This window comes from Bradyrhizobium lablabi, from assembly GCF_018131005.1.
In the GTDB taxonomy this organism is placed as follows: Bacteria; Pseudomonadota; Alphaproteobacteria; order Rhizobiales; family Xanthobacteraceae; genus Bradyrhizobium; species Bradyrhizobium lablabi_D.
Genome location: NZ_JAFCJK010000006.1, coordinates 45512 through 68226 on the forward strand (window position 1 = coordinate 45512; position 22715 = coordinate 68226).

Below are 22715 nucleotides of genomic sequence, written 5' to 3' on the forward strand. Positions count from 1 at the left end.
TAGTAACTTACCATGAGCGACGTGCAGGCACAGTTTTCGGTATTGCGGCAGACCACGGATCCCGCGGTCGCCGACGCGATTATGCATTTGGTTGAGAAGGGCGAGGACCACGAGCTCAACAGGGTCAATGTGCTGGACTTCTCCAAGCGGAGCGGACTCGATGAAGAGAAGGTCATCTCCGGCTTTCTGCACGCGTCGCGGCTCGGCGTGTTTGAATTGACCTGGAACGTGCTGTGCCCTGGCTGCGGCGGCGTGCTCGATGCCCACTCGACACTGAAGTCATTGCGCCATGACGACTATCAGTGCGGTCTCTGCGCTTGCGGCTACGAGGCCTCGGTCGACGAGCAGGTGGAGGTCGCCTTCACCGTCAGTCCGCGCGTTCGCCGCATCGCAGCGCACGATCCGCATACACTGCCGATCTGGGAATATTTCAAGCAGATTTTCTGGAGCTCCGGCGTCGACTTCAACAAGGATTCTTTCGGGGAGCTTGTCAGCGAGGTCGTGCTGGATGCGCTCGAATTGCCGGCCGGCGACAAGGCGGTGCTGTCGCTGCAGTTGCCGAAGCAATTCATCATCGTGTTCGAGCCGGTGACGCATTCGGCGCACTTCATCGACGTCCAGGGCGAGCCGACCAAGGACCGCCAGCATTTGTCGCTCATGTACAACAAGGTCCACGCACCGGTCGGAAACATGACCCTGCGGCCCGGCCCGCTGCGGCTGTCGCTCGACAACCAGGCCGGTGTACGGGTGCTGCCGTCGGTGTTCATCGCCGCCGAGGGGCTGCATCACCTGATCGGCAAGCGAAAGCCGTTCCTCACCGCGAAGCGCATATTGAGCAACCAGACGTTTCGCGACGTCTACAAAGCCGACAACCTCAATGTCGACCAGCGGCTCAAGATCACTTCGCTGACCTTTCTCTTCACCGATCTCAAGGGCTCGACTGCTCTGTATGAGCGTGTCGGCGATCTCGCCGCCTTCGACTTGGTGCGCGCCCACTTCCACGCGCTGCTCGACATCATCGCGTCCGAGCGCGGCGCCGTGGTGAAGACCATCGGTGACGCGGTGATGGCGACGTTCATCCGCGCCGAGGATGCGCTTGCGGCGGGCTTGCGCATGCGGATGGCGATGCAGAAGCTCAACGCCGAACGCGGCAAGGAAGATTTGATCGTCAAGATCGGCATCCACGAAGGCCCTTGCCTTGCGGTGATGCTGAATGAGCGGCAGGACTATTTCGGCCAGACCGTGAATATCGCTGCGCGGGTGCAGAGCCTTTCGACGTCCCAGGAAATCCACCTCACCCAGCCGGTGATGGAATCGCCGGAGGTTGCGCGCATCCTGAATCGGGCGGAGATCAGGCCGATCCAGAAGGAAGCGGCGTTGCGTGGCATTGCCGACAAGCTCGTGGTGTACGAGATACCTTAGGCGCCCCCGGATCCGTTCGGGTTGTTTCAAATTTGTCGTCGGCCCGAAAGCGCAAATGGCAGGATCAAGCCTGGCCGCGACCAGCAGAGATTGCCAAAACATAATGCTTGCCGCAGAACCTGCGCCGATTGCACGGGCGCTGTTTCCGCGCCATATAGGCGTCACACCGGACACGTTTCAGGCTTCATTCGACAGAGACCTCGATGCTCGACGGACTTCGCCAATTCATTGCCGATATCGTCGCTCCCGACGCGCAAGTCGATCGGATGTTCGACGACAATGACTATCGGCTGGCCGCGACCGCGCTGCTGGTTCACGTCATCTCACTCGATGGCGAGCCGACAGTGGTCGAGAAGCGCAAACTGCACGGCCTGATCGAGAGCCGCTTCAAGCTCGATCCCGGCACGGCCGATCGGCTGATCGCATCGGCCATGCGGGTCGAGGGCGAGGCGGTCGACCTCTATCGTTTTACCAGCGTGATCATGCGCTCGGTGAACGAGGAGGGTCGACTGCGCATCGTCGAGATGATGTGGGAGCTCGTTTTTGCCGACGGTCAAGTCAGCGAGTTTGAGGACAATGTGGTTTGGCGCGCCGCCGATCTGCTGGGTATTTCCTCGCGCGATCGCCTCGATCTTAAGCATCGTGTCGCCCAGAGGCAGGCCGCCCTTCCCAAGGGACCCTGGGGTCCAGCCGACGCGGCAATCTGACACGTCCGCCGTGCGGAGGCCGCCACCGTCACGCCAATATCGCAGATGACGAAACTTTAATGTGCTGCGGTCATGGTGAGCGATTCGTGTGAAAATCTCGCGTTTCACTCAAAACGGCGCAGCACCGCATGCCAGCATGTGTACGCATAGGCTTGCGCGGCACCGCAAGCCTATGCTCTCGTCACCGCCATTCGTAACTCCCGGCAATTTGATCGAGAGCCTGAAACGTGACCGAGCGTGTGGCGCTGATAACTGGGGCATCGGCGGGCATCGGCGCCGAACTGGCGCGCGTATTTGCAGCGAACGGTCATCGTGTGGCCCTGGTTGCGCGGCGAGCCGAGCGGCTGAAGGCGCTCGCCGACGAACTCGGACGCAAAGGCGGCGCCGAGCCGATCGTGATCCCCTGCGATCTTCAGGAGGCCGATGCCGGCGACAGCATCGCGGAAGCCCTGGCCGCTGCCGGAGTCGAGGTCGAATATCTCGTCAACAATGCGGGCTTCGGAGTGTTCGGCCTCGCTGTCAAATGTGACCGGGCCGAGCAACTCAATATCGTCGCGGTCAATATCCGCGCGCTGACCGATCTGTCGCTGCGCTTTGCCGACCAACTGATCCGCAACCGCGGCGGCATCCTCAATCTCGGCTCAATCGCGGGATTCCTGCCGGGACCGGGCATGGCGGTTTACTACGCGACCAAGGCCTATGTGCTGTCGTTCTCAGAGGCGCTGCGCTGTGAGCTCGCCCCGCAGGGTGTACGCGTCACCGTGGTGTGCCCAGGCCCTGTGCCGTCGGAATTCCAGGCTCGTGCCGGCTTCGCGCCCGGTTTCGACGCCGCGATCCTCAATGTGTCGCCGGCCGTGGTCGCCGAGCAGGCCTATCGCGGACTCATGGCGAACAAGCGCGCGGTCTTGCCGGGCCCGCTCATCAAGCTCGTCCCGTTCCTGCTCCGTCTGTTCCCCCGCTCGTTCATCCTGCATGCGGTCGGCGGCTTCCAACTCCGCAAACGCTGAACACGTATCTCGGCCTGATTCTGGCCCGTGATTTGCTTGGAAAGTTTCGCGTGGGTGCGCTCGAACTCACACGAAATTAAGAACCACTTAGCTATGATCATTCCTAGCGTGCCCAATCCCTAGCCGAGGCAATGTCGTTACGGTCGGACCAAGCCAGTGTCGTGGTGCCCCTTCCAACGGGAAGGCCGGCTGCACCCACGCCACCTGATCCGGTTTCGCTGCGACCAGTGCTGATCGTGCTGCACCAGGAGACGTCGACGCCCGGCCGGATCGGCAACGCCTTGCGTGCGCTGGGCTATCGACTGGATATCCGCCGTCCGCGCTTCGGCGACGCGCTGCCCGGCACGCTCAACGATCACGCGGGCGCGGTGATCTTTGGCGGCCCGATGAGCGCCAACGATCCCGACAAATACGTCCGGCAAGAGATCGATTGGATCGAGGTTCCCCTACGTGAGCAGCGTCCGTTCCTGGGCATCTGCCTGGGCGCTCAGATGCTCGCGCGGCAACTCGGCGCTGCTGTCGCGCCGCATCCCGGAGGCCGTGTCGAAATCGGCTATTACCCGATCCGGCCGACCGCGCTGGGCCGGGCACTGTGTCCAAACTGGCCGGCGCGCGTCTATCATTGGCACGTCGAGGGATTCCAGCTGCCGGCTGGCGCCGAGCTGCTTGCCGAGGGCGATGATTTTCCGGTGCAGGCGTTCCAGGCCGGCAACGCATTCGGCTTCCAGTTTCACCCCGACGTGACCCAGGCGATGATGCACCGCTGGACCGTGCGCGGTTGCGCGCGCATGGATGCGCCGGGCGCGCAGCAGCGACATCTGCACTTCTCAGCCCGCGCGCAGCATGATGCGGCCGAGCGCGCCTGGCTCACTCACTTCATCGATGGCTGGCTCGCGCGCACGCCGCGCGCGCAGTTGCTGCAGGCCGCCGAATAGCCACGTGGATCGTGGCGGCATCGCCGCCGCTTCCGCAATTCGATCGGCTTTCGAAAAAAAGTCCGTCTTCGTCAGGCAGGCTTCGCCGGACACCACGCTTCGCCCTTCGGCTAGCGCGGCTGTGCCACGCGTAGCCCGAAGGGCGAAGCGTGGTGGAGCCAGGCGGGATCGAACCGCCGACCTCATCATTGCGAACGATGCGCTCTCCCAGCTGAGCTATGGCCCCGTCGCGACCGGATCATGCTGAGTATCCGGCCCACGATTGCGGCCATTTACCGTCCGCCCCAAGGGCAAGTCAAGAACGCTGAGCGCAGGGTTTTCGGCCAGATTGGCCGGGAACTTCTCTTGTTTGAGGGGGAATGAACCGATATCTAGCAGGGAAATCCCACCCGCGAGCTCCCCCATATGCGCGCCGTCCTCGACATCGTCGTCATTGTTCTTGATCTCTACGTCTGGCTCTTGATCGCCTCCGCGATCCTGTCCTGGCTGGTCGCCTTCAATGTGGTGAACACGCGCAACCAGTTCGTGTCGGCAGTCGCCGAGTTCCTTTACCGGATCACCGAGCCGGTGCTGCGGCCGATCCGCAACGTGATGCCCAACCTGGGCGGCCTCGACATTTCGCCGATCATCGTGATCCTGATCATCATGTTTATCGAACGGGTGATCATGTACTACATCTACCCCAACGTCATCTGACTGCACGCCTTGATGGACCCCTCTCGATGGACGCTTCTCGATGGATCCTTGGCGCTATTCCACCGAGGGCGTCAGCATCGCCTTGCGTGTGACACCTCGCGGTGGCCGCGACGATATTGACGGAATCGAAACGCTGGCAAATGGCCGGACGGTGGTGAAGATCCGGGTTCGCGCCATTGCCGAGGGCGGCGAGGCCAATCGCGCCGTGACCGAATTGTTGGCGAAAGCGCTCGGTGTGCCAAAGGCGCGCGTCAAGATTCTGTCCGGCACCACCTCGCGGCTCAAGCAGGTGGCGGTCGAGGGTGATCCAAGGCAGCTGGGCGACGCCTTGAAAAAACTGACCGTAGCCGAGCCGGGAAAGACAAGGGACTGACATGACCGCCCGCATCATCGATGGAAAACTCATCGCCGCCGAGCTCCGCGCCCGCGTTGCCGCCGAGGTCGCCCGCGTCAAGCGCGATCACCAGCTTACGCCCGGGCTCGCGGTGGTGTTGGTCGGCAATGATCCCGCGAGCGAAGTCTACGTCCGCAGCAAGCATACGCAGACGCAGGCCGCCGGCATGGCCTCGTTCGAGCACAAGTTGACGGCGGATGTCTCGCAGGCCGATCTGTTGGCTCTGATCGCGCGGCTCAACCGCGATCCGCTGGTTCATGGCATCCTGGTTCAGCTCCCGCTGCCGAAGACGCTCCACACCGAAACCATCATCAACGCGATCGATCCGGCCAAGGATGTTGATGGCCTGCATCCGAACAATGCCGGACGGCTGGCCGGTGGCTTTGCCGCGCTGTCGCCCTGCACGCCGCTCGGCTGCATCATCCTGACCAAGAGCGTGCATGGCTCAATCGAGGGCATGAATGCGATTGTGATCGGCCGCTCCAATCTCGTCGGCCGTCCGCTGGTGCAGCTGTTGTTGAACGAGAACGCAACGGTGACGATCGCGCATTCGCGCTCGCGTGATCTGCCGAAACTCTGCGCACAGGCAGATCTGGTCTATGCCGCGGTCGGCAAGCCGCAGATGGTGCGCGGCGACTGGCTGAAGCCCGGCGCGACCGTGATCGATGTCGGTATCAACCGCATCCCGGTGCCGGGCGGAAAGCCCAAGCTCGTCGGCGACGTCGCCTTCCAGGAGGCGGTCGACGTCGCTGGCGCGATCACGCCGGTGCCCGGTGGCGTTGGCCAGATGACGGTGGCATGCCTGCTGGTGAATACGCTGCGCGCGGCCTGCGCGATCCACGGCCTGCCGGCGCCGGGGGTGTGATCTGCGCCCTCTTTCGGGGAGAGAGGTTGCGGTGAGGAGCTCTCACTCAACCGCTGACCGTTGAGGGATCTCCGTCCCTTATTTCTTCTTCGCGCGCTCGATCCCTTCCAGAATCAGGTTGCATGCTTCGCCCGCATCGCCCCAGCGCAGCACCTTCACCCATTTGCCCTTCTCGAGATCCTTGTAGTGCTCGAAGAAGTGCTGGATCTGCTGCAGCGTGATGTCGGGGAGGTCGCTATAGTTCTTCACCTTGTCGTAGCGCTGGGTCAGCTTTGACGTCGGTACCGCGATGATCTTTTCGTCGCCGCCGGCCTCGTCCTCCATCAGCAGCACGCCGACCGGACGAACGCTCACCACCGCGCCAGGTACGATCGCGCGGGTATTGATGATCAGCACGTCGCAGGGGTCGCCGTCGCCGGAGAGCGTGTGCGGGATGAAGCCGTAATTGCCGGGATAGCGCATCGGCGTGTAGAGGAAGCGGTCCACCACGAGCGTGCCGGCTTCCTTGTCCATCTCATATTTGATCGGCTCGCCGCCCACGGGCACTTCGATGATGACGTTGACGTCGTGGGGCGGATTCTTTCCGGTCGATATGGCGTCGATACGCATGGATTGCTCCGCGTGGCCTCGTAGGTGAAACGATGTGAGTTTTTTGTTCTGGCGCTGTCGCAGCGCGAAGCGGCACATGGTCCAGGCTTGAGCCCGGGCCGACCGGCGTGCGACATGCTCAGGCTGGTTTAGCCTTGCTGCATGTGCGAGAGAAGCAGGATTTTCAGTTGGACCAGGCGAAAGCGACCTTGTCGAGCGACTTCGGCCCGAAACGCTCCGACGAACGCGCCACCATCCGGCCGCCAAGCGCCCGGTAAAACTCGGTTGCCGCCTCATTGTCGGAGAGCGCCCAGATCACCATGCTCTTCAGCCCGCTCTGCATCAGGTCGCGCCGCGCGGCGGCGAACAGACGACGGCCGAATCCGAGGCCCTGGAATTCCGGCCGCAGGTACAGTTCGTAGATTTCGCCTTCAAAGTGCAGGCTGCGGGCGCGATTGCGCCCGTAATTGGCGTAGCCCGCGATCTTGTCGCCGAACACCAGCACGCTGACGCGGCTGCCCTTGCGAATCGCGCTGTCCCACCATTGCGGGCCGCGGCGGTTGATCAGCTTTTCCAACTCTGCACCGGGGATGATGCCCTGATAGGCGGAGCGCCAAGCCTCGTCATGCGTAGACGCCACCGCGGCTGCATCCGCAGCTTTGGCCGGCCGGACCTCGATCAGGGTTGTGCTCATGGGTGCAATCAAAGCAAGTCGGACGCCCGCCTTCAAGGTCCATCGTTAATTATCGGTTAATCTGTGGATTTTTTGCATCAGTGATGTGGTCACTTGTACCGAAAAAGGACAAGAGGGCCGCCTCGCGCGGCGACTGGCATGCCTCCGGCCGCTTTGTGACAGTGCCGCTGTCGCAAGAAAATTCAGCCGCATTGATTCGCCATGGTTATTCTTGCTGGGAATTCAATCGCAGAGCGGTCGCGCCTCGGGGGCACTGATGTATTCGGCGAGAATTGTAGTCGCGGTGGCTGTTCTCGCGATAGCTGGCTTGCGGACTGCGCCGGCGCAGCCCGCTCTCGGCGCGCGGGACTTGGGGGAGGAGCCGGACCGGCGCCAGCAATGGCTGGTGCCATCGTCCGATCCCGCCATATCGGCGCACGCTCTGCTGTTTCGGCCCGCAGGCGAGGGCCCGTTTCCGCTCGCCGTGATTGCGCATGCTTCGACGCAGAACGTGCTGCACCGGGCGCAAATGCCGCAGCCGGAATATCGCGCGCTCGCCCACTGGCTGGTTGCGCGCGGCTTTGCGGTGTTGGTGCCGGAACGGCTGGGGCATGCCGCGACCGGCGGCAAATATGTCGAGGATCAGGGCGGCTGCGACGAGGCGGATTATTTCCGCGCCGGGCGTGCCACCGCCGACGAGATCGCCCTTGCCATGGACTATCTGCGCCAGCAGGCCTTCATCCGGCGGGATGGCACTGTGATTGTTGGCCATTCCGCGGGCGGATGGGGTGCGGTGGCGCTCGCAGGCGAAAACCCACGCGGCGTATCGCGCATCATCGTGTTCGCGGCCGGGCGCGGTGGCCGCGCCAATGATTTTCCAAACCAGATCTGCGCCCCGCACACGCTGATTGCGTCCGCCGCCGAATTCGGTGCGCACGCCGGCATCCCCGTGACCTGGCTGGTTGCGGCCAATGACAGTTATTATGCGCCGGCGTTTTCCCGCCGACTCGCGGATGCCTTCGCCAAGATCGGCGGAAAAGTGGATTTCCGCGTGCTTCCGGCCTATGGCAGCGAGGGGCACTGGCTGCCGGAAACGGAGAACGGCGTGAGATTGGCGGCACCCGAGCTCTCGCGCGCGCTGACGCCGCATCCGGTGGTGAGCGGAAAGCGATGATCCCGTATTTCCTAGTCAAATATTTCCATGTGCTCAGCGCCGTCGTGATTCTGGGCGCCGATACCGGGACCGCCTTCGTCAAGCTGATGACCTGTGATCGTGCCGTTGTTCGTCACCATGCAGATGCTGAATAGCCGATGACACCTTGGCCTGACGATGATGTGATCCTCTACGATGGCGTCTGCATCTTCTGCTCGCGCTGGGTCCGCTTCGTCATCGCCCGCGATACCTCCAGGCGCTTCCGTTTCACGCCGATCCAGTCGGACTACGGCGCGCGGCTGGCAAAGGCGTTTGGCATCGATCCAAACGATCCCGATACGAATGCGGTCGTCCACGACGGTGTCGCCTACATGAAATCCGATGCGGCGCTGACGGTGCTGAGCCTTCTCCCCGGATGGAGGTGGACGCGCATGCTGTTCGCTGTGCCAAAACCGCTGCGCGACGCGGTCTACAGCCTGATCGCGCACAACCGGTATCGACTCTTCGGGAAGTACGAGACGTGCTTCGTGCCGGATGCGGAGATGCGGGGGAGGGTGATGGAGTAGGCCCGCGTCATTGCGAAGAGCTCGCGACAAATTGCAAAGCACTTTTGCGCTGGAGCGACGAAGCAATCCATGCTTCAGCAAGCAGAGAGATGGATTGCTTCGCTACGCTCGCAATGACGTCGCGATTACTTCCTCAACGAACCAGCCAGCACTTCCTTCGCCGCCCTCTCCCCGGAATCCCTTGCTCCGTGCGCCGTCGAGAAAAAGTGCGGCGAGGTCGCTTCGCCTGCGAAGAACAGCCGTCCATCCACCGGCGCCGCCAGCACCGCGCGCTTGCCGGCGTGGCCGGGCAGCGCGTGCGAATAGGAGCCGCGGGCGAACGGGTCGTGCGCCCAGCGCGATTCCGTCAGCGGCTTCAGCTTGCGGCGGAAGTCATTGCCGAGGAAGGAGACGATCTCGTCGATACTATGCGCGGCGAGCGCGCCGTCGCCGGCGTCTTCGAGCTGCCGGGCGAAGCGGCCGCCGAAGAAGCCTTCGATACAGGGCTGGCCGAACGGGCGGATGTGATAGGTGCCCATCTCGGTGCGCATGGTGGCACCACGCAGGTTGCCGTCCTTCGGCAGCGCCTCCGGCTCATCGAGCGCCAGCGTCACCTTGTCGGCGAGGCCGAGCGGCAGGCCGCGCGCTGCGTCGACCTTGTCTGATCGCGCGGGGTGAAAGCGGATCGCCTCGGTGGCGATCAGATCTGTCGGCACGGTCACGATCACCCTGTCCGCCTCGATCGTGCCGCGCGAGCTCTCGATGCGGACGCGCTTGCCGGAGTGATCGATCAGCCTGACGTCGCAGTTCAGCGCGACCGGAATCTGGGTGGCGTAGGCCGCGATCAGCGCGCCGTAGCCGCGCCGCACCCGCCAATTGAGGTTGGTATCCTCATAGGCATCGAAGTCGAGGATCGAGACCTGGTCGAGCTCGCAGCCGTTCACATAGGTCGATATCGCGTCGATCATCGGGTTCCAGCGATTGCCGGGCTCGAGATAGAGATTGGCGGGACCGTCCTTGCCCGATTGCGCGGCGTCTTCGATGCGATCATAGAATTCGTCGAGCGCGCGGACAAAATCATCGCGCTCGACCTGCGGAAATGCCTTGCCGTAGGCGCGCTCGCGCCACGGCGGCAAGGTTTTGTCGAGCTCGAAATTCAGTCGCTCGGCGATGGGGACAAACGTGTTCTGGTCGGCTGAATGCAGCCAGCCGCAGCCGACATCGAACACGACGTCGGGCGCAGCCTTGATCGTATGCGCGCGCCCGCCGACGCGATCGCGGGCTTCAAGCACCAGGATTGAAAGGCCGGAATGCTTCAGCGTGTTCGCGGCGCCGAGCCCCGCGGCGCCTGCGCCGATGATGGCAACGTCGACTGTGGAGGGGAGGGGCATCAAAGAGCGAATGGTGAGTGGCGAATGGCGAACAGGGTATCGGAAAGCCCCCGATACGCAACGTCCCTATTCGCTACTCCCCATTCGCCATTCGCGGCCCTCACGCCACCGCTTCCCTGGCCTTTTCCGCGCGCTTGCGATCGTTCGGGTCGAGGTGCTTCTTGCGCAGGCGGATCGACTTTGGCGTGACCTCGACGAGTTCGTCGTCCTCGATGTAGGCGAGCGCCTTCTCCAGCGTCATCCTGATCGGCGGGGTCAGGCGCACCGCCTCGTCCTTCGAAGTGGTGCGGATGTTGGTGAGCTGCTTGCCCTTCAGCACATTGATTTCGAGATCGTTGTCGCGGGTGTGCTCGCCTACGATCATGCCCCGATAGACCTTCCAGCCCGGCTCGATCATCATCGGGCCGCGATCCTCCAGCTTGAACATCGCATAGGCGACGGCTTCACCCTGGTCGTTGGAGATCAGCACGCCGTTGCGGCGGCCCTGGATCTCGCCCTTGTAGGGGGCATAGCCGTGGAAGATGCGGTTCATGATCGCGGTGCCGCGGGTGTCGGTGAGCAGCTCGCCCTGATAGCCGATCAGGCCGCGGGTCGGCGCGTAAAACACGAGCCGCAGGCGGTTGCCGCCGGAGGGCCGCATCTCGATCATCTCGGCCTTGCGTTCGCTCATCTTCTGCACGACGACGCCGGAATGCTCCTCATCGACGTCGATCACGACCTCCTCGATCGGCTCCTGCCACGCGCCGGTCGCCTCGTCCTTCCTCAGCACGACGCGCGGGCGCGACACCGAGAGTTCAAAACCCTCGCGGCGCATGGTTTCGATCAGGATCGCGAGCTGCAATTCGCCGCGGCCTGAGACCTCCATGGAATCCTTGTCGGCTGCCTCGACGACGCGCAGCGCGACGTTGCCCTCAGCCTCGCGCATCAAGCGATCGCGGATCATACGCGAGGTCACCTTGTCGCCTTCGGTGCCGGCGAGCGGCGAGTTGTTGACGATGAACGACATCGACACCGTCGGCGGATCGATCGGCTGCGCGGTCAGCGGCGTGTCGACGGATGGATCGCAGAAAGTGTCGGCGACGGTGCCCTTGGTGAGACCCGCAATGGCGACGATGTCGCCAGCTTCGGCCTCTTCGAGCGGGGTGCGCTCGAGGCCGCGGAAGGCGAGGATCTTGGTCAGGCGGCCCTGCTCGATCAGTCTGCCGTCGGCGGACAGCACCTTCACCTGCTGATTCGGTTTGATGACGCCGGAGGTGATGCGGCCCGTGATGATGCGGCCGAGATAGGGATTGGCTTCGAGGATGGTGCCGATCATGCGGAACGGACCCTGTTCGACCTTCGGCGAGGCGACGTGCCGCACGATCAGATCGAACAGCGGTTGCATGCCGAGGTCCTTCGGTCCTTCCGGGCTGTCGGCCATCCATCCCTGCTTGGCCGATCCATAGAGAATCGGGAAATCGAGCTGCTCTTCACTCGCGTCGAGCGCCGCGAACAGATCGAACACCTCGTTGATGACTTCGGTCGGGCGCGCGTCGGGGCGGTCGACCTTGTTGATCACGACGATCGGCTTCAACCCGACCTTGAGCGCCTTCGACACAACAAATTTGGTCTGCGGCAGCGGTCCCTCGGCGGCGTCGACCAGTACCAGCGCGCCGTCCACCATGTTGAGGATGCGCTCGACCTCGCCGCCGAAATCGGCGTGGCCGGGTGTGTCGACGATGTTGATGCGGATGTCCTTCCACTGCACCGAGGCGGCTTTCGCCAGGATGGTGATGCCGCGCTCGCGCTCAAGGTCGTTGGAGTCCATGGCGCGCTCGGTCACCTTCTGGTTCTCGCGGAAGGTGCCGGATTGCTGCAGCAGGCGGTCGACAAGGGTGGTCTTGCCGTGGTCGACGTGGGCGATGATGGCGACGTTACGAAGGTTCATGGCTCTTCTTCTGGTCGTGCAAGGTCCTGAGCGCGATCTCGCCGGACATCCGGGACCGGCCGTTCGCTCATGCGGCCCCTTCGGGGCTCGAATCACGCTCATACCTAAGAAATTTGACGGGGACGCATCGCCCCAAAAAGGAAGCCCGGTCAGCGGACCGGGCACCTCGCGCGCTGCGCCGCAATATAGTCAGAAAACGCCAAAAAACAATGGTTTATTGGCGGTGGGCCGATGGATTTTCAGAGCGGAAAACGGAGTTATGCGGAAGAGGTGGGACTAACACGCCTCAGATGCCTCGCTCGGGTAGACCCCTCGCAACACCTCCTCGAAATGATTCCTCACCGCCTCGTTGCACAGGCAGGCGCGCCGTCGCAAAGCCTCCACGTCGCGCACCACGATCGAGCCGCGACGCGTTTCCAGCACGCCCTCTGCCTTGAAGTTCTGGATCACCCGGCTGGTATAGCTGCGGCCGACGCCGAGCAGTGTCGAGAGCTGCTCATGGGTCAGCGGGACCACCCCATCGCCATTGGTGCGCTCCATCGCCGAGATGATCCACTTTGCGGCGCGCTGTTCGATCGAGTGGATCGCGTTGCAGGCGGTCGACTGGAAAATCTGTGCCAGCATGCAGTCGGCATAACGTGCGAAGATGTTGCGCACCGACTGCGACTTGATTTTCGTGGCGTCCAGTTTGCTGACGGGAAGCCGGGCGAACGGCCCGCCGAACTTGACGGTGATGCGGGTATAGGCCGGCAGGAAGCCCTGGCTCACGATGCCGCCGACCGCGCCCTCGCGGCCGACCAGGATCGTCTCCACGTCGCGCCCGTCCTCGTTGGGGACCATGTAGGAGACGAGACTCGGCCCACATGGAAAATGCACGGTCTCGACATCGTCACCGGGGTTGTAGAGCAGATCATTGGCCTGCGCGTTCACCAGCGAGAGGTATGGCGCAATCAGGCTGTAGTCTGCGGCGTTCAGCCGGCGCAGTAGGTTGTTGAAGGGCCGGTCATTCGCCCCGGCCAAATCGGTCCGTTTCGTGCTCATTGGAAATTCCCATCTCCCAACTCCGACAATAATCAAAATGTTCCGAATTTTATGTGCACTAGTGAACAGACGGCGCCGGTCGCGATGTGGTGGTTTCGCGCTGGGAACAACCGGCGCGCTCGTCTGAGGTGCCGGTCGCGGGCCACCTGACCGGATCGGATCCGGACTGTCATCCATCCCTAGAGAACGGACTCTGGCGAGCCATGGAACCCGCCTTCTGTGACGGCGTGCCCGGCGATGTTCTGATCGTCGAGGACGACCCGATCATCGCACTCGATTTCGAAGACACGATCCTCGGCTTTGGCGTGAAGACGGTGCGGACTGCCGCCAGCGTGGCGCGTGCGCTCGAGATGATTGCCGAACGCGTGCCGGATTTCGCGCTGCTCGACGTCGGCCTCATTCGCGGAGAGAAGACGTTTGCGATCGCCGAGCGGCTCGATGTGCTGAACGTGGCCTACATATTCGTCACCGGTTACGGCGCGGATGTACTGCTGCCAACGGCGCTCGCCTGTAAGCCTCGGCTGACAAAACCCTGCTCGAGCGAAGCGCTCGAAGCTGCGTTGAAGCGCCGGACGACCTGAGCCTCACCTCCACACGGGCGCGAGACGAGCCTCGCGCGGGGGCGCTTTTGTCAGATACTATTCACCGGCCGGCCTTCCCCCCTCGCGGCTGAGGGGAGAAGTCGCCTGCGTCCACTCACACCGGTTTCGGATCGAGCGTGGTCGACCACAGCGCGACATCGGCGCGGTCGCGCAGCGTCACGGTCATCTGGCCGCTGGCGCCGTCGATCTTGACGTGGCCGAAGAACTGCATTCCGGCCGACGGCGGCAGGTTCTGGTTCTCAAGGCCGGGCGCCTTGATGAACTTCACCTCGGGCCCGAAAGTGTTGTCGAGCTCGTTCGGACCGAAGGTGCCGGCATGAAGAGGACCGGAGACGAATTCCCAGAACGGATCGAACTCCTGGAATTGTGCCTTGTTCGGATTGTAATAATGCGCGGCGGCGTAGTGCACGTCGGCGGTCAGCCACACCGTGTTGACGACTCCTGATGTCTTGATGAAGCGCAGAATGTCGGCGATCTCGAGCTCGCGGCCGCGCGGCGGTCCGTCGCCCTGTGCAAACGCTTCGGAGCCCTTCTTGTTGGGGGCATCGTCATAGACGATGATCGAGAGCGGCATGTCGGAGGCGATCACCTTCCAGGTTGCACGCGAGTTGAGCAGAGCGCGCTTCAGCCAGGCGAGCTGGTCCGGCCCGATGAAGTGGGCATCAGGGCCGTAGGTCGTCTGCAGGTTCGGACCATTTGGTCCGCGGTAGCTGCGCTCGTCGAGCATGAACACGTCGAGGTGCGGACCGTAGCTCAGCGTGCGATAGACCCGGCCGGGCTCGACGATGCTCTCGCGCATCGGATACATCTCGTGGAAGGCGCGGGCAGCGCGCGCCGCGAGCAGCGTGATGTCGCGCTCCTTGTAGGACGCGGGCAATTGCTTCGACAGCGACCAGTTGTTGGTCACCTCGTGGTCGTCCCATTGCACGAAGATCGGCACCTCGGCGTTGAATGCGCGCAGATTCTCGTCGAGCATGTTGTATTTGTGCGCGGCGCGAAACTCGTCGAGCGTCTCGGCGACCTTCGCCTTCTCCGGGATCGTGAGGTTCTTCCAGATCTTGCCGTCCGGCTGCTTCTGCTCCGCGGTGATGACGCCGTCGGCATAGATCGTATCGCCGGAATGCAGGAAGAAATCCGGCTTGTGCTTCTTCATGGCGGAGAAGGTGAACATGCCGCCGTCATCGGGATTGATACCCCAACCCTGGCCGGCGACGTCGCCGCCCCAGACGAAGCTGACATCGCGACGGTCGCTCGGCGCGGTGCGGAAGCGGCCGACCACGGGCTCGCCGACAACGTCGATATGGGAGAGGTCGCGGAATCGGACCCGATAAAAGATGTCCTGGCCGGAGGGCAGGTTCTCCAGCAGCATTTTGGCGGTGAAGTCGCTTTCCGGGAGCGCCGCGATCGGCGGCAGGGTGCGGGCGTCCTTGAAGGATTCCGTGGTCGCGACCTCGACCATCATCTGCGACGGCCGATCGGCGCGGGCCCAGACCACGCCGCCATCGACGCCGACGTCGCCGGACTGCACGCCGTGGGTGATCACCGGCCGGTCGGCGGCGCGAGACAGATAGGGCATTGCGAGCACGCCGGCCCCGGTCGCGGCCGCGGTGGACAGGAAGCGTCGTCGAGTGAATTTGCGCGAAAACCGGGTCATTGGAGCCTCCTGCAACCCCGCAGCGCGACAATGCACCGCGATCGCGCCAAGACCTAGAAAAATTCCATGACGGGCGGATTACAGCGGACCGGTAGCATTGGCCTCATGGGTGAGAGCGAAGGTGCATCCGCGAAGGAGCCGCGCTCCCGCCGTGAGTGATCGGAAAACCAGGGACGCTACGCTGTCCCGGCCGCCCTGAATTGGGCACTTGCCCGCTGCAGGTTCTGCGGCATGCTCATCAACAGCGCCTTGCGGTCGGCGACCGCGTTGTGGAATTGCTCGAGCGCAATGTTGAATGCGGTCAGCGTGCCCTGCTCGATCGCGCCATGTTCGAAGCACACCAGCGTGTCGCGCAGGATGTCGTCGGCTTCCGCCTGCATCTGGTCGAGCTCGTCGGTCGAATCGCTGTGCCGCGCGGTCTTCAGCATTTCAAGCAGCCGCTCGCGCTGCGAGCTGTTGGTGTTCCGCTCGTCCTGCTTGAGGTAACCGGCGAACCAGGCGCCCGCGGAGCCCATCGCGGAGAGCGCCATCAGGCTCCACCAGATGTAATCGCTGTAGCGGTCGAGGAAGGTCTTTTCCTCGCCATCGACAAAGGCCGCCGCGCCCGGATGGACCGGGATGGTGGCATCCTTGTCGGTGTCGGGCGTTTCGATCTTGGCCGCCAGCGGGAAGTCGTTCTTGAGCGACTGCCGGATCGAGAACAATTGTCGCGTGAACGCCGCCACCGTCGATTCGGACAAGCCCCTTCGGGCGACGATGTGATGGGCGAAGCTGATGGTCTTGACCTCGTCCTCGGGCCGGTCAGCGGCGCCGAGTGAGCCGGCGGGGATTTCGGTGGCCTCGTAGGCCGGATGGTTTTGCGCGATCGCCTCCGCCGCGTCGATGGAAAGGAAGGTGGGCACGCCGCCTTCGCGGGTCGATGCCGCGATCGCGTCGATCGTAATCTTGCTGTTGGCGGGCCCTGCCGCCAGATAGGCGTCGGCCTTCTGGTTGCGGATCGCGTCCCCCGCTTCATTGGCCGGGAACTGAATGACCTCGACCTTCGCCGGGTCGACGCCATATTGCACCAGGATTGTCTTCAGCAGATTGACGTTTGCCGCGGTGCGGCCGACGACACCAACCTTGTGGCCGGCGAGCTGCGCGATCTTGGTGATCTTTGCGGCCTTCCTGCCCCTGCCCTTCGCGGCGGGCGGAACCCACAGCACAACGACATTCTTGCGCAATGTCGCGACCGCTTGGGCGTTTTTCGGCACTTCGAGATCGCCGCGAATGATGGCGAGGTCGGCCTTCCCGTCAGCGAGGGTCTGCGCGCTCGCGGTGGCGCCATCGGTCTGCACCGGGCGGAGCCGGACCTGGCTATTCTGCTGATTGTTGAAGGCCTGCGCCAGCGTCTGCACCACCCTCAGGTCGTCGCTGTTGGGAGGCCCGACCGCGATCCGCAGGGTCACCGGGCGCACCGCGAAATAATAGCCCGCGACCAGTGCGCCGATAATGGCCAGCGCGCCCGCAATCAGCACGAATGTCAGCCGCCGCCTGGCCGAACGGGGTGGTGGCTTGGGCGATGTGGCGGCAGGGCCGGGGCCGTCGGTCATCGATCTCGCAAACTATCGTTTGAGCTCAATTTCAAACTACCAACGCGGTTTGGTCGTCCAATTGTAGCAAATTCCCTGCGGCGGCGCTGTTACATCTGCGTCATGGTTACCAGCGGCCATAGGACGCGATGCCAGCCTTCGATTCCGGCACGGATCCCATTCCCGGGAGTGCTGTTAAGCTGGAGCGTGGTACGTCCAGGGTCGGCTCAAACGGGAGGTTGGCAATGATCGAACGGCTGTCAGCGGAAGCGAGAAAGGCGGCGCTTTGGGAACTTTCCGGCTGGTCCGAGACGCCCGGCCGCGAGGCGATCGCAAGGACGTTTGTGTTCAAGGATTTCAACGAGGCCTTCGGCTTCATGTGTCGCGCCGCGCTGGTCGCGGAGAAAAACGACCATCACCCCGAATGGAAGAACGTCTACAAGACGGTCGAGGTCGTGCTGGCGACGCACGATGTCGGCGGAGTCACCAAGCGGGATATCGATCTTGCCAAGGCCATGAACGCGATCGCAAGGCAACTCGGGATCGGATAACTAACTGCCTTGCAGCGGCAATTTGACATCCCAGATTCAAGACAAGCCGCCGGAGTTCCGCCGTGCGGCGCCGGGGAACCGTCCGATGGGATCAAGCGAACATGGCGTGGGTTTTGAGCCCGCCGACCGGCTGGCGCAGGACCGCGAAAGCGTGCGCCGCCGTTTCCGGAGCAAGTTCAAGAAGGTGGTGGCGCAACTGCCCTTCGCCGAAGATCTGCTCGCCGCGTATTATTGTGCCTTCGACCGGGAGACGCCGCGGCACGTCCAGGCGGGGCTGCTCGGCGCCGTGGCCTATTTCGTCCTGCCGTTCGACTTTGTGCCGGACATGCTCCCGATCCTCGGCTTCACCGACGATGCCGCGGTTCTTGCAACCGCGATCCGCATGGTGGCAAGCCACATCAGGCCGGAGCATCGTGACGCCGCGCGTGCCGCGCTGAAGCGCGGGACGGTCGCGGAGGAATGAGCCGCCGACGTGTCGACAGCGGAGATGCCCGCAACGCGATCGCGCTTGCACGCGAAGTGGATGCCGGTTCGCGTGAAGAAAACGCGTCAAAACAAGAATCTAGAGCTTTGGTTCCGATTCGATCAGAACCGATGAGGCTCTAAAGCGCGATGAGATCAGGATGAATCATCATCGCGCTTTAGCTTGTTGTTTGCGCACGATCTCCGCGCAAACGCTACGCGTTTGTCGCGAGGGAAAACCGCTACACACTTTTCCGGATCATGCTCTAGCGCCGTTCGTTCGGGCGCGCCTGGGCACGGGCGTTGTTTTCCGTTTCCCACGCCCGGAACTGCTTGAACAGAGCTTCCTTTTCGGAGTCGGTCTGCGCGCGTGACGCGGTTGGATTCTGCTTTAGGAATTCATCGAAGCGGCTGCGCGTGGCGGCTTCGACGCCGTGGTGGTCCAGCCACTGCTGGGCCGCTGGGAAGCGTTGCCAGCCTGGCAGCTGCGCCGACAGCGAGACTTCCCGCCACTTCGGGTGGAACGGCGCATTCTGGAACGTCGGAAACTTCGTGAAGAACGCGTCCACAAATGTGGTGAGCTTGCGGTACCTCTCGGTGTTGGATCCCCAATTGTACGCCGCAAGCACGGCGGGAACGGCGATCGTGTCGACGCGCTCCTCCCCCGAAATCAGGTTGGGGTAGTCCTTTGCCGACAGGCTCGCAGGCAGATAGTCGTCCTGCAATGCCTTGTCGTAGTCGACCGTCACGAGGTGGAACCGATCGTCCTTGAAGCCGCTCACGGACTTGTAGGGCTTGCCGCCGCACACGATCACGGCGTCGATTTCGCCGGCCTTCAATTTCTCCAGTGCGATGCGCTGCTCAATATAGACGACCTTCGGCTTCATCCCGAGCCGCTCGAACACCGTCAGCGCCGTGACGAAGGTGCCGCCATTGGGAAGGTCGACGCTGATCGTCTTGCCATCAAGCTCCTTGAGGTTCTGGACCGACTTCGACGCGACCACATGCATCTCTTCGTTATAGAGCTTGGTCACGTAGGTGAACTGCTTCTTGATGCCTTTAGCGAAACCCTTCCGCTCGAGATAGTCGAGCGTGTCGGATCGCACGATGCCAAGATCGACGCCTTGCAGGAACAGGATGTCGGCGACGCTCTGTACCGAGCCGCGTCCGACGATCGGCAGGACCCGCAGCTTGTTGCCGTCGTCGAGAACGGAGGCGAGGTCCGCGCCGAACTGAACATAGGTGCCGCCGATCGTGCCCGATATCAGCGTGACCGTATTGGCGTTCAGGCTCTGCTTGGTGCTTGTGGAACCGAACTGAAAGATCGCCTTCAGGCTGTCGCTGACCTTGGCCGGGTCGAATTCAGTCTGTTCGGCGCGCGCCGCGAAGCTACAAGCCGCCACCGTTATGAACATTACCAATCCAAACAAGCGTCGCATCTGTCCCTCTGGGTAAGCTTAATTCTGCAATTGCGAGAGGCGTTGCTGCGCCTGCTGTGAGCCGAGTTCGGCGGCCTTGCGATACCAGAAACGCGCCATCTCCGGATCGGGCGTGATGCTGCGTTTGTCCACGGCCGCCAGCACGTCCGGATCGTAAGTGCGCGCCAGCAACAGCGCCGCATCCGCGTCCTGTCCGTCCGCCGCCCGCTCAAGCAGCAGTCGCGCCGGTGCGACGTCGCCGATCGCTAGCAGGCTGTTGGCCCGCTTTAGAAGTGCAGCGACGGCATCCGGATCGAGGCGCCTTGGCGGCGGCGCTGCTGCGGCCGCCGGCGGTGGCGGCTCGGCCGGCGGCGCAGCCGCGGGCGCGTCGCGCGCCACGACCTGGCCTTTGATCGCTTCCTGGTAAGCGGCCGCGATGTCGGCGCGGGTTGGCGGGCCTGCAGCAGCAGGCGGGGGCGATGGCTCCTTCGCGCCGGAGCCGCGAAGCGCAGCTGCTACTTCTGCGCGCGTCTGGGTCGGCGAAACGCCGATCAGCGCTGTCCTGGCGCTCTGGATTGCGTCGCGCAGGCTGCCGACGAACAACGGCGTGATGACCGCCGCCGCGACAAGCGCAATGGCCGACGCTGCGAGCAGACCTATGCGCAGGCGCGGACGCGGTATCGCCGGGGGCGCGTCCCAATCCGCGTCGTGCTCGTCGGTTTGGCTTGAAAGAAACAGCGGAGCCGGTTCGTCCGCGCCGGTCTCGATGTCTGTCTGGCGCTGTCGGCGGTAGCGAAAATGGGCAAATTCGGGGTCGTTGATGTCTGTGACTGCGCGGCGCGGCGGATCGCTGCCGTGAACGTGTGTTTGATTTCCCACCATGACGATGCTTCCCCGATACTATGACTCAACCAATCGGGCATCTCTGGCGCGGGTTGTTATAGTTGTTGGGGTCCCTGAGTGCCCGTTGCGGGCGCTAAATCGCACGGCGAATCGGCCCAAAAAACGGCGGCCACCGGCGCGAATTGGGATTTATTTTGGTTCAATTGCGGCAAAGACGTCCAATTCAGCCAATTTAATATGCAAGCAGGGAGTGAATTGTTCCATATCTGAAACCAAAGCGCAACTCACGGAAGAGTGAGGCCGAGCCTTTGGTTCGGCATGCAACGCACGTGCAGGTTGCATCATGGATGCAGGATCACTTTGCCCATGGCTTTGCGGCCGGCGAGCACTTTCAGGGCCTCGGCGGTCTGCGATAGCGGGAAGGTGCGGTCGACGTGCGACGAGATCTTTCCCTCCGCGGTCCACTGCACGAGCTTTTCGAGGTTCTTGCGGTTCTTCTCCGGATTGAGCCGCGCCCAAGCACCCCAGAAAACGCCGCGGATATCGCAACCCTTCAGCAGCGCGAGATTGAGCGGCATTTTCGGGATGTCGCCGGCGGCAAAGCCGATCACCAGGAAGCGGCCTTCCCACGCAGTCGAGCGCAGCGCAGCCTCGGCGTAGCTGCCTCCGACCGGATCGAAGATGATGTCGGCGCCCTTGCCGTTGGTAAGCTTGCGCAGACCCTCCTTCAAATCTTCCTTGGCGTAGTTCAGCGTCATTTCGGCGCCGTGCTGCTGGGCGAATGCGAGCTTCTCGTCCGATGATGCGCAGGCGATCACCTTCAGGCCCATCAGCCTGCCGAGTTCGCAGGCGGCAAGCCCGGTGCCGCCGGCAGCGCCCAGCACCGCGAGCGTCTCGCCCGGCTTCGGGCTCGCGCGATCTTCAAGCGCATGCAGCGCGGTGCCGTAAATGATGATAATTCCGGCGGCGCGGTCGTAGTCGAGATTGTCGGGAATCTTCACGATCGCATTCGCGGCGAGCGCGATCTTCTCGCGCGCGCCGTTATGGCCGCAGGAGGCAACGACGCGATCGCCCACCCTGAGATCCGTGACGCCTTCGCCGACGCTTTCGATCACGCCCGCCACTTCGGCTGCCGGCGAGAACGGGAACGGTGGTTTGATCTGGTATTTGCCCTGGATCATCAGGATGTCGAAGAAATTCAGCGCTGCGGCCTTGATCGCGATGACGGCTTCGCCGGGACCGGCCACGGGATCGGGCACGTCGGCCAGCACGAGATCGTCGGGTTGGCAGTATTGCGAGCAGAGGATGGCTTTCATGGACACACCTGATGTTCGGACGCACAAGGGCTTCCCGCTTCATGCCGGATTTGGGGCAAAGCGACAATACAATGCGGAGGGATCAAACTATGTTTGAAAAGAGTCTGCTGGCGAACAAGCGCATCCTGATTACCGGCGGCGGCTCCGGCCTTGGCGCGGCCATGGGCCGCCGCTTTGCAGAGCTTGGCGCCGAGCTCATTCTCTGCGGCCGCCGGCTGGAATTGCTGGAGGAAACCGCCGCCGAATTCCGCCGCGAGTTCGGCAGCCAAGCTTCCGCCAAGCGCTGCGACATCCGCGACGGTGCGGCCGTCGAGGCCATGATGGATGCGATCTGGCAGGACGCGCCGCTCGACATTCTCGTCAACAATGCCGCGGCGACCTTCATCGCGCAGAGCGAGCATCTGTCGTTCCGCGCGGCGGACGCGATTCTGGCGCCGACGCTGCACGGCACGATGTATTGTACCCTCGCTGCCGGACGGCGGTGGATCGAGGGCGGGCGCAAGGGCGTGGTGCTCTCGATCCTCTCGACCTCGACCATTACCGGCCGCGCCTTCACCGTACCGTCGTCGATGGCCAAGACCGCGGTGTTGGCGATGACCAAGAGCCTCGCGGTCGAATGGGGACCAAAGGGGATCCGCACGGTCGCGATCGCGCCAGGCGCATTCCCGACTGCCGGTGCGACCGGGCAGCTCCGCCCCGAAGGCCGCGGCGAGAGCTGGGGGAATCGCAACCCGCTCGGCCGGGCCGGCGAGCATTTGGAGCTCGCCAATCTCGCGAGCTTCCTGATTTCCGACCAGGCCGGTTACGTCAATGGCGAGATGGTGGTGCTGGACGGCGGCGCGCATTTGCGCGGTTCCGGCGCCGAGGACCTCCTGCAATGGACCGATGCGCAGTGGGAGAAGCACCGCGCGATGCGGACAAAGTCGTAAAGGCAGAGGCCACTTCGCGCTGGGC

At 63.3% G+C, this 22715-nt stretch carries 23 protein-coding genes and 1 tRNA gene; 13 read left to right on the forward strand and 11 right to left on the reverse strand.

Going from position 1 to position 22715, the window contains the following annotated elements; all coding sequences use genetic code 11:
• Positions 1-12 precede the first annotated feature (12 nt).
• The 4 genes from JQ553_RS18905 (at position 13) to JQ553_RS18920 (ending at position 4071) form a co-directional block, all read left to right on the forward strand.
• The gene (locus JQ553_RS18905) at positions 13-1422 is read left to right on the forward strand and encodes an adenylate/guanylate cyclase domain-containing protein (protein WP_212501524.1); all 1410 of its coding nucleotides are present in this window, start codon (positions 13-15) and stop codon (positions 1420-1422) included.
• Positions 1423-1625: 203 nt separating this feature from the next.
• A complete protein-coding gene (locus tag JQ553_RS18910) occupies positions 1626-2129 on the forward strand; it encodes a TerB family tellurite resistance protein (RefSeq protein ID WP_212501525.1) in 504 nt (167 codons plus the stop codon).
• Between the two features lie 227 nt (positions 2130-2356).
• Positions 2357-3136, forward strand: coding sequence for an SDR family oxidoreductase (locus tag JQ553_RS18915; protein ID WP_212501526.1), 780 nt, complete (start codon positions 2357-2359; stop codon positions 3134-3136).
• A 131-nt stretch (positions 3137-3267) separates the two neighbouring features.
• Positions 3268-4071, forward strand: a complete 804-nt coding sequence (locus JQ553_RS18920; protein ID WP_212501527.1) for a glutamine amidotransferase — start codon at positions 3268-3270, stop codon at positions 4069-4071.
• 150 nt (positions 4072-4221) lie between these two features.
• Here the strand turns inward: JQ553_RS18920 and JQ553_RS18925 are convergent.
• Positions 4222-4297 (reverse strand) — tRNA-Ala (locus JQ553_RS18925).
• Positions 4298-4476: 179 nt separating this feature from the next.
• On the opposite strand from JQ553_RS18925, the gene JQ553_RS18930 reads away from it, so the two are divergent.
• From JQ553_RS18930 to JQ553_RS18940, 3 genes are read left to right on the forward strand one after another with little or no spacing between them, the layout of a single operon-like run.
• Positions 4477-4767 carry a YggT family protein gene (locus JQ553_RS18930; RefSeq protein WP_212501528.1) on the forward strand — a complete coding sequence of 97 codons (291 nt, stop codon included), beginning with the start codon at positions 4477-4479 and terminating at the stop codon, positions 4765-4767.
• A 40-nt stretch (positions 4768-4807) separates the two neighbouring features.
• The gene (locus tag JQ553_RS18935) at positions 4808-5140 is read left to right on the forward strand and encodes a DUF167 domain-containing protein (RefSeq protein WP_212501529.1); all 333 of its coding nucleotides are present in this window, start codon (positions 4808-4810) and stop codon (positions 5138-5140) included.
• Position 5141: 1 nt separating this feature from the next.
• A complete protein-coding gene (locus JQ553_RS18940; protein ID WP_212501530.1) occupies positions 5142-6026 on the forward strand; it encodes a bifunctional methylenetetrahydrofolate dehydrogenase/methenyltetrahydrofolate cyclohydrolase in 885 nt (294 codons plus the stop codon).
• A gap of 78 nt (positions 6027-6104) precedes the next feature.
• Here the strand turns inward: JQ553_RS18940 and ppa are convergent, their stop codons facing one another.
• The gene (gene ppa, locus JQ553_RS18945) at positions 6105-6635 is read right to left on the reverse strand and encodes an inorganic diphosphatase (RefSeq protein WP_212501531.1); all 531 of its coding nucleotides are present in this window, start codon (positions 6633-6635) and stop codon (positions 6105-6107) included.
• A gap of 163 nt (positions 6636-6798) precedes the next feature.
• Positions 6799-7308, reverse strand: a complete 510-nt coding sequence (locus JQ553_RS18950) for a GNAT family N-acetyltransferase (protein ID WP_212501532.1) — start codon at positions 7306-7308, stop codon at positions 6799-6801.
• Positions 7309-7564: 256 nt separating this feature from the next.
• On the opposite strand from JQ553_RS18950, the gene JQ553_RS18955 reads away from it, so the two are divergent.
• On the forward strand, positions 7565-8461 hold the full coding sequence (locus JQ553_RS18955) for a S9 family peptidase (protein WP_212501533.1): 897 nt from the start codon (positions 7565-7567) through the stop codon (positions 8459-8461).
• Between the two features lie 137 nt (positions 8462-8598).
• Complete coding sequence (locus JQ553_RS18960) at positions 8599-9006, forward strand: thiol-disulfide oxidoreductase DCC family protein (protein ID WP_212501534.1); 408 nt, start codon at positions 8599-8601, stop codon at positions 9004-9006.
• A 125-nt stretch (positions 9007-9131) separates the two neighbouring features.
• On the opposite strand, the gene JQ553_RS18965 is transcribed toward JQ553_RS18960, so the two are convergent.
• The 3 genes from JQ553_RS18965 to JQ553_RS18975 all read right to left on the reverse strand — a co-directional run bounded on the left by JQ553_RS18965 (position 9132) and on the right by JQ553_RS18975 (position 13344).
• Positions 9132-10379: an NAD(P)/FAD-dependent oxidoreductase gene (locus JQ553_RS18965; RefSeq protein WP_212501535.1), complete on the reverse strand. Its 1248-nt coding sequence runs from the start codon at positions 10377-10379 to the stop codon at positions 9132-9134.
• 97 nt (positions 10380-10476) lie between these two features.
• Positions 10477-12303, reverse strand: a complete 1827-nt coding sequence (typA, locus tag JQ553_RS18970; RefSeq protein ID WP_212501536.1) for a translational GTPase TypA — start codon at positions 12301-12303, stop codon at positions 10477-10479.
• 276 nt (positions 12304-12579) lie between these two features.
• Complete coding sequence (locus JQ553_RS18975) at positions 12580-13344, reverse strand: Crp/Fnr family transcriptional regulator (RefSeq protein ID WP_212501537.1); 765 nt, start codon at positions 13342-13344, stop codon at positions 12580-12582.
• Between the two features lie 203 nt (positions 13345-13547).
• On the opposite strand from JQ553_RS18975, the gene JQ553_RS18980 reads away from it, so the two are divergent.
• Positions 13548-13925, forward strand: a complete 378-nt coding sequence (locus tag JQ553_RS18980) for a response regulator (protein WP_212501538.1) — start codon at positions 13548-13550, stop codon at positions 13923-13925.
• Positions 13926-14040: 115 nt separating this feature from the next.
• Here JQ553_RS18980 and JQ553_RS18985 read toward each other — a convergent pair whose 3' ends face one another.
• Both JQ553_RS18985 and JQ553_RS18990 read right to left on the reverse strand, forming a co-directional pair.
• Positions 14041-15600 carry an alkaline phosphatase gene (locus tag JQ553_RS18985; protein WP_212501539.1) on the reverse strand — a complete coding sequence of 520 codons (1560 nt, stop codon included), beginning with the start codon at positions 15598-15600 and terminating at the stop codon, positions 14041-14043.
• Between the two features lie 176 nt (positions 15601-15776).
• Complete coding sequence (locus JQ553_RS18990; RefSeq protein ID WP_212501540.1) at positions 15777-17192, reverse strand: TAXI family TRAP transporter solute-binding subunit; 1416 nt, start codon at positions 17190-17192, stop codon at positions 15777-15779.
• A gap of 224 nt (positions 17193-17416) precedes the next feature.
• On the opposite strand from JQ553_RS18990, the gene JQ553_RS18995 reads away from it, so the two are divergent.
• Together JQ553_RS18995 and JQ553_RS19000 are read left to right on the forward strand one after the other, a co-directional pair.
• Complete coding sequence (locus JQ553_RS18995) at positions 17417-17722, forward strand: 4a-hydroxytetrahydrobiopterin dehydratase (RefSeq protein WP_212501541.1); 306 nt, start codon at positions 17417-17419, stop codon at positions 17720-17722.
• A gap of 85 nt (positions 17723-17807) precedes the next feature.
• Positions 17808-18185 carry a YkvA family protein gene (locus JQ553_RS19000; RefSeq protein ID WP_212501542.1) on the forward strand — a complete coding sequence of 126 codons (378 nt, stop codon included), beginning with the start codon at positions 17808-17810 and terminating at the stop codon, positions 18183-18185.
• A 265-nt stretch (positions 18186-18450) separates the two neighbouring features.
• Here the strand turns inward: JQ553_RS19000 and JQ553_RS19005 are convergent, their stop codons facing one another.
• The 3 genes from JQ553_RS19005 to JQ553_RS19015 form a co-directional block, all read right to left on the reverse strand.
• Positions 18451-19623: a TAXI family TRAP transporter solute-binding subunit gene (locus tag JQ553_RS19005; protein WP_212501543.1), complete on the reverse strand. Its 1173-nt coding sequence runs from the start codon at positions 19621-19623 to the stop codon at positions 18451-18453.
• Positions 19624-19641: 18 nt separating this feature from the next.
• A complete protein-coding gene (locus JQ553_RS19010; RefSeq protein WP_212501544.1) occupies positions 19642-20484 on the reverse strand; it encodes an SEL1-like repeat protein in 843 nt (280 codons plus the stop codon).
• Between the two features lie 302 nt (positions 20485-20786).
• Positions 20787-21761, reverse strand: coding sequence for an NADPH:quinone oxidoreductase family protein (locus tag JQ553_RS19015; RefSeq protein ID WP_212501545.1), 975 nt, complete (start codon positions 21759-21761; stop codon positions 20787-20789).
• Positions 21762-21850: 89 nt separating this feature from the next.
• On the opposite strand from JQ553_RS19015, the gene JQ553_RS19020 reads away from it, so the two are divergent.
• Positions 21851-22690 carry an SDR family oxidoreductase gene (locus JQ553_RS19020; protein WP_212501546.1) on the forward strand — a complete coding sequence of 280 codons (840 nt, stop codon included), beginning with the start codon at positions 21851-21853 and terminating at the stop codon, positions 22688-22690.
• Positions 22691-22715 lie beyond the last annotated feature (25 nt).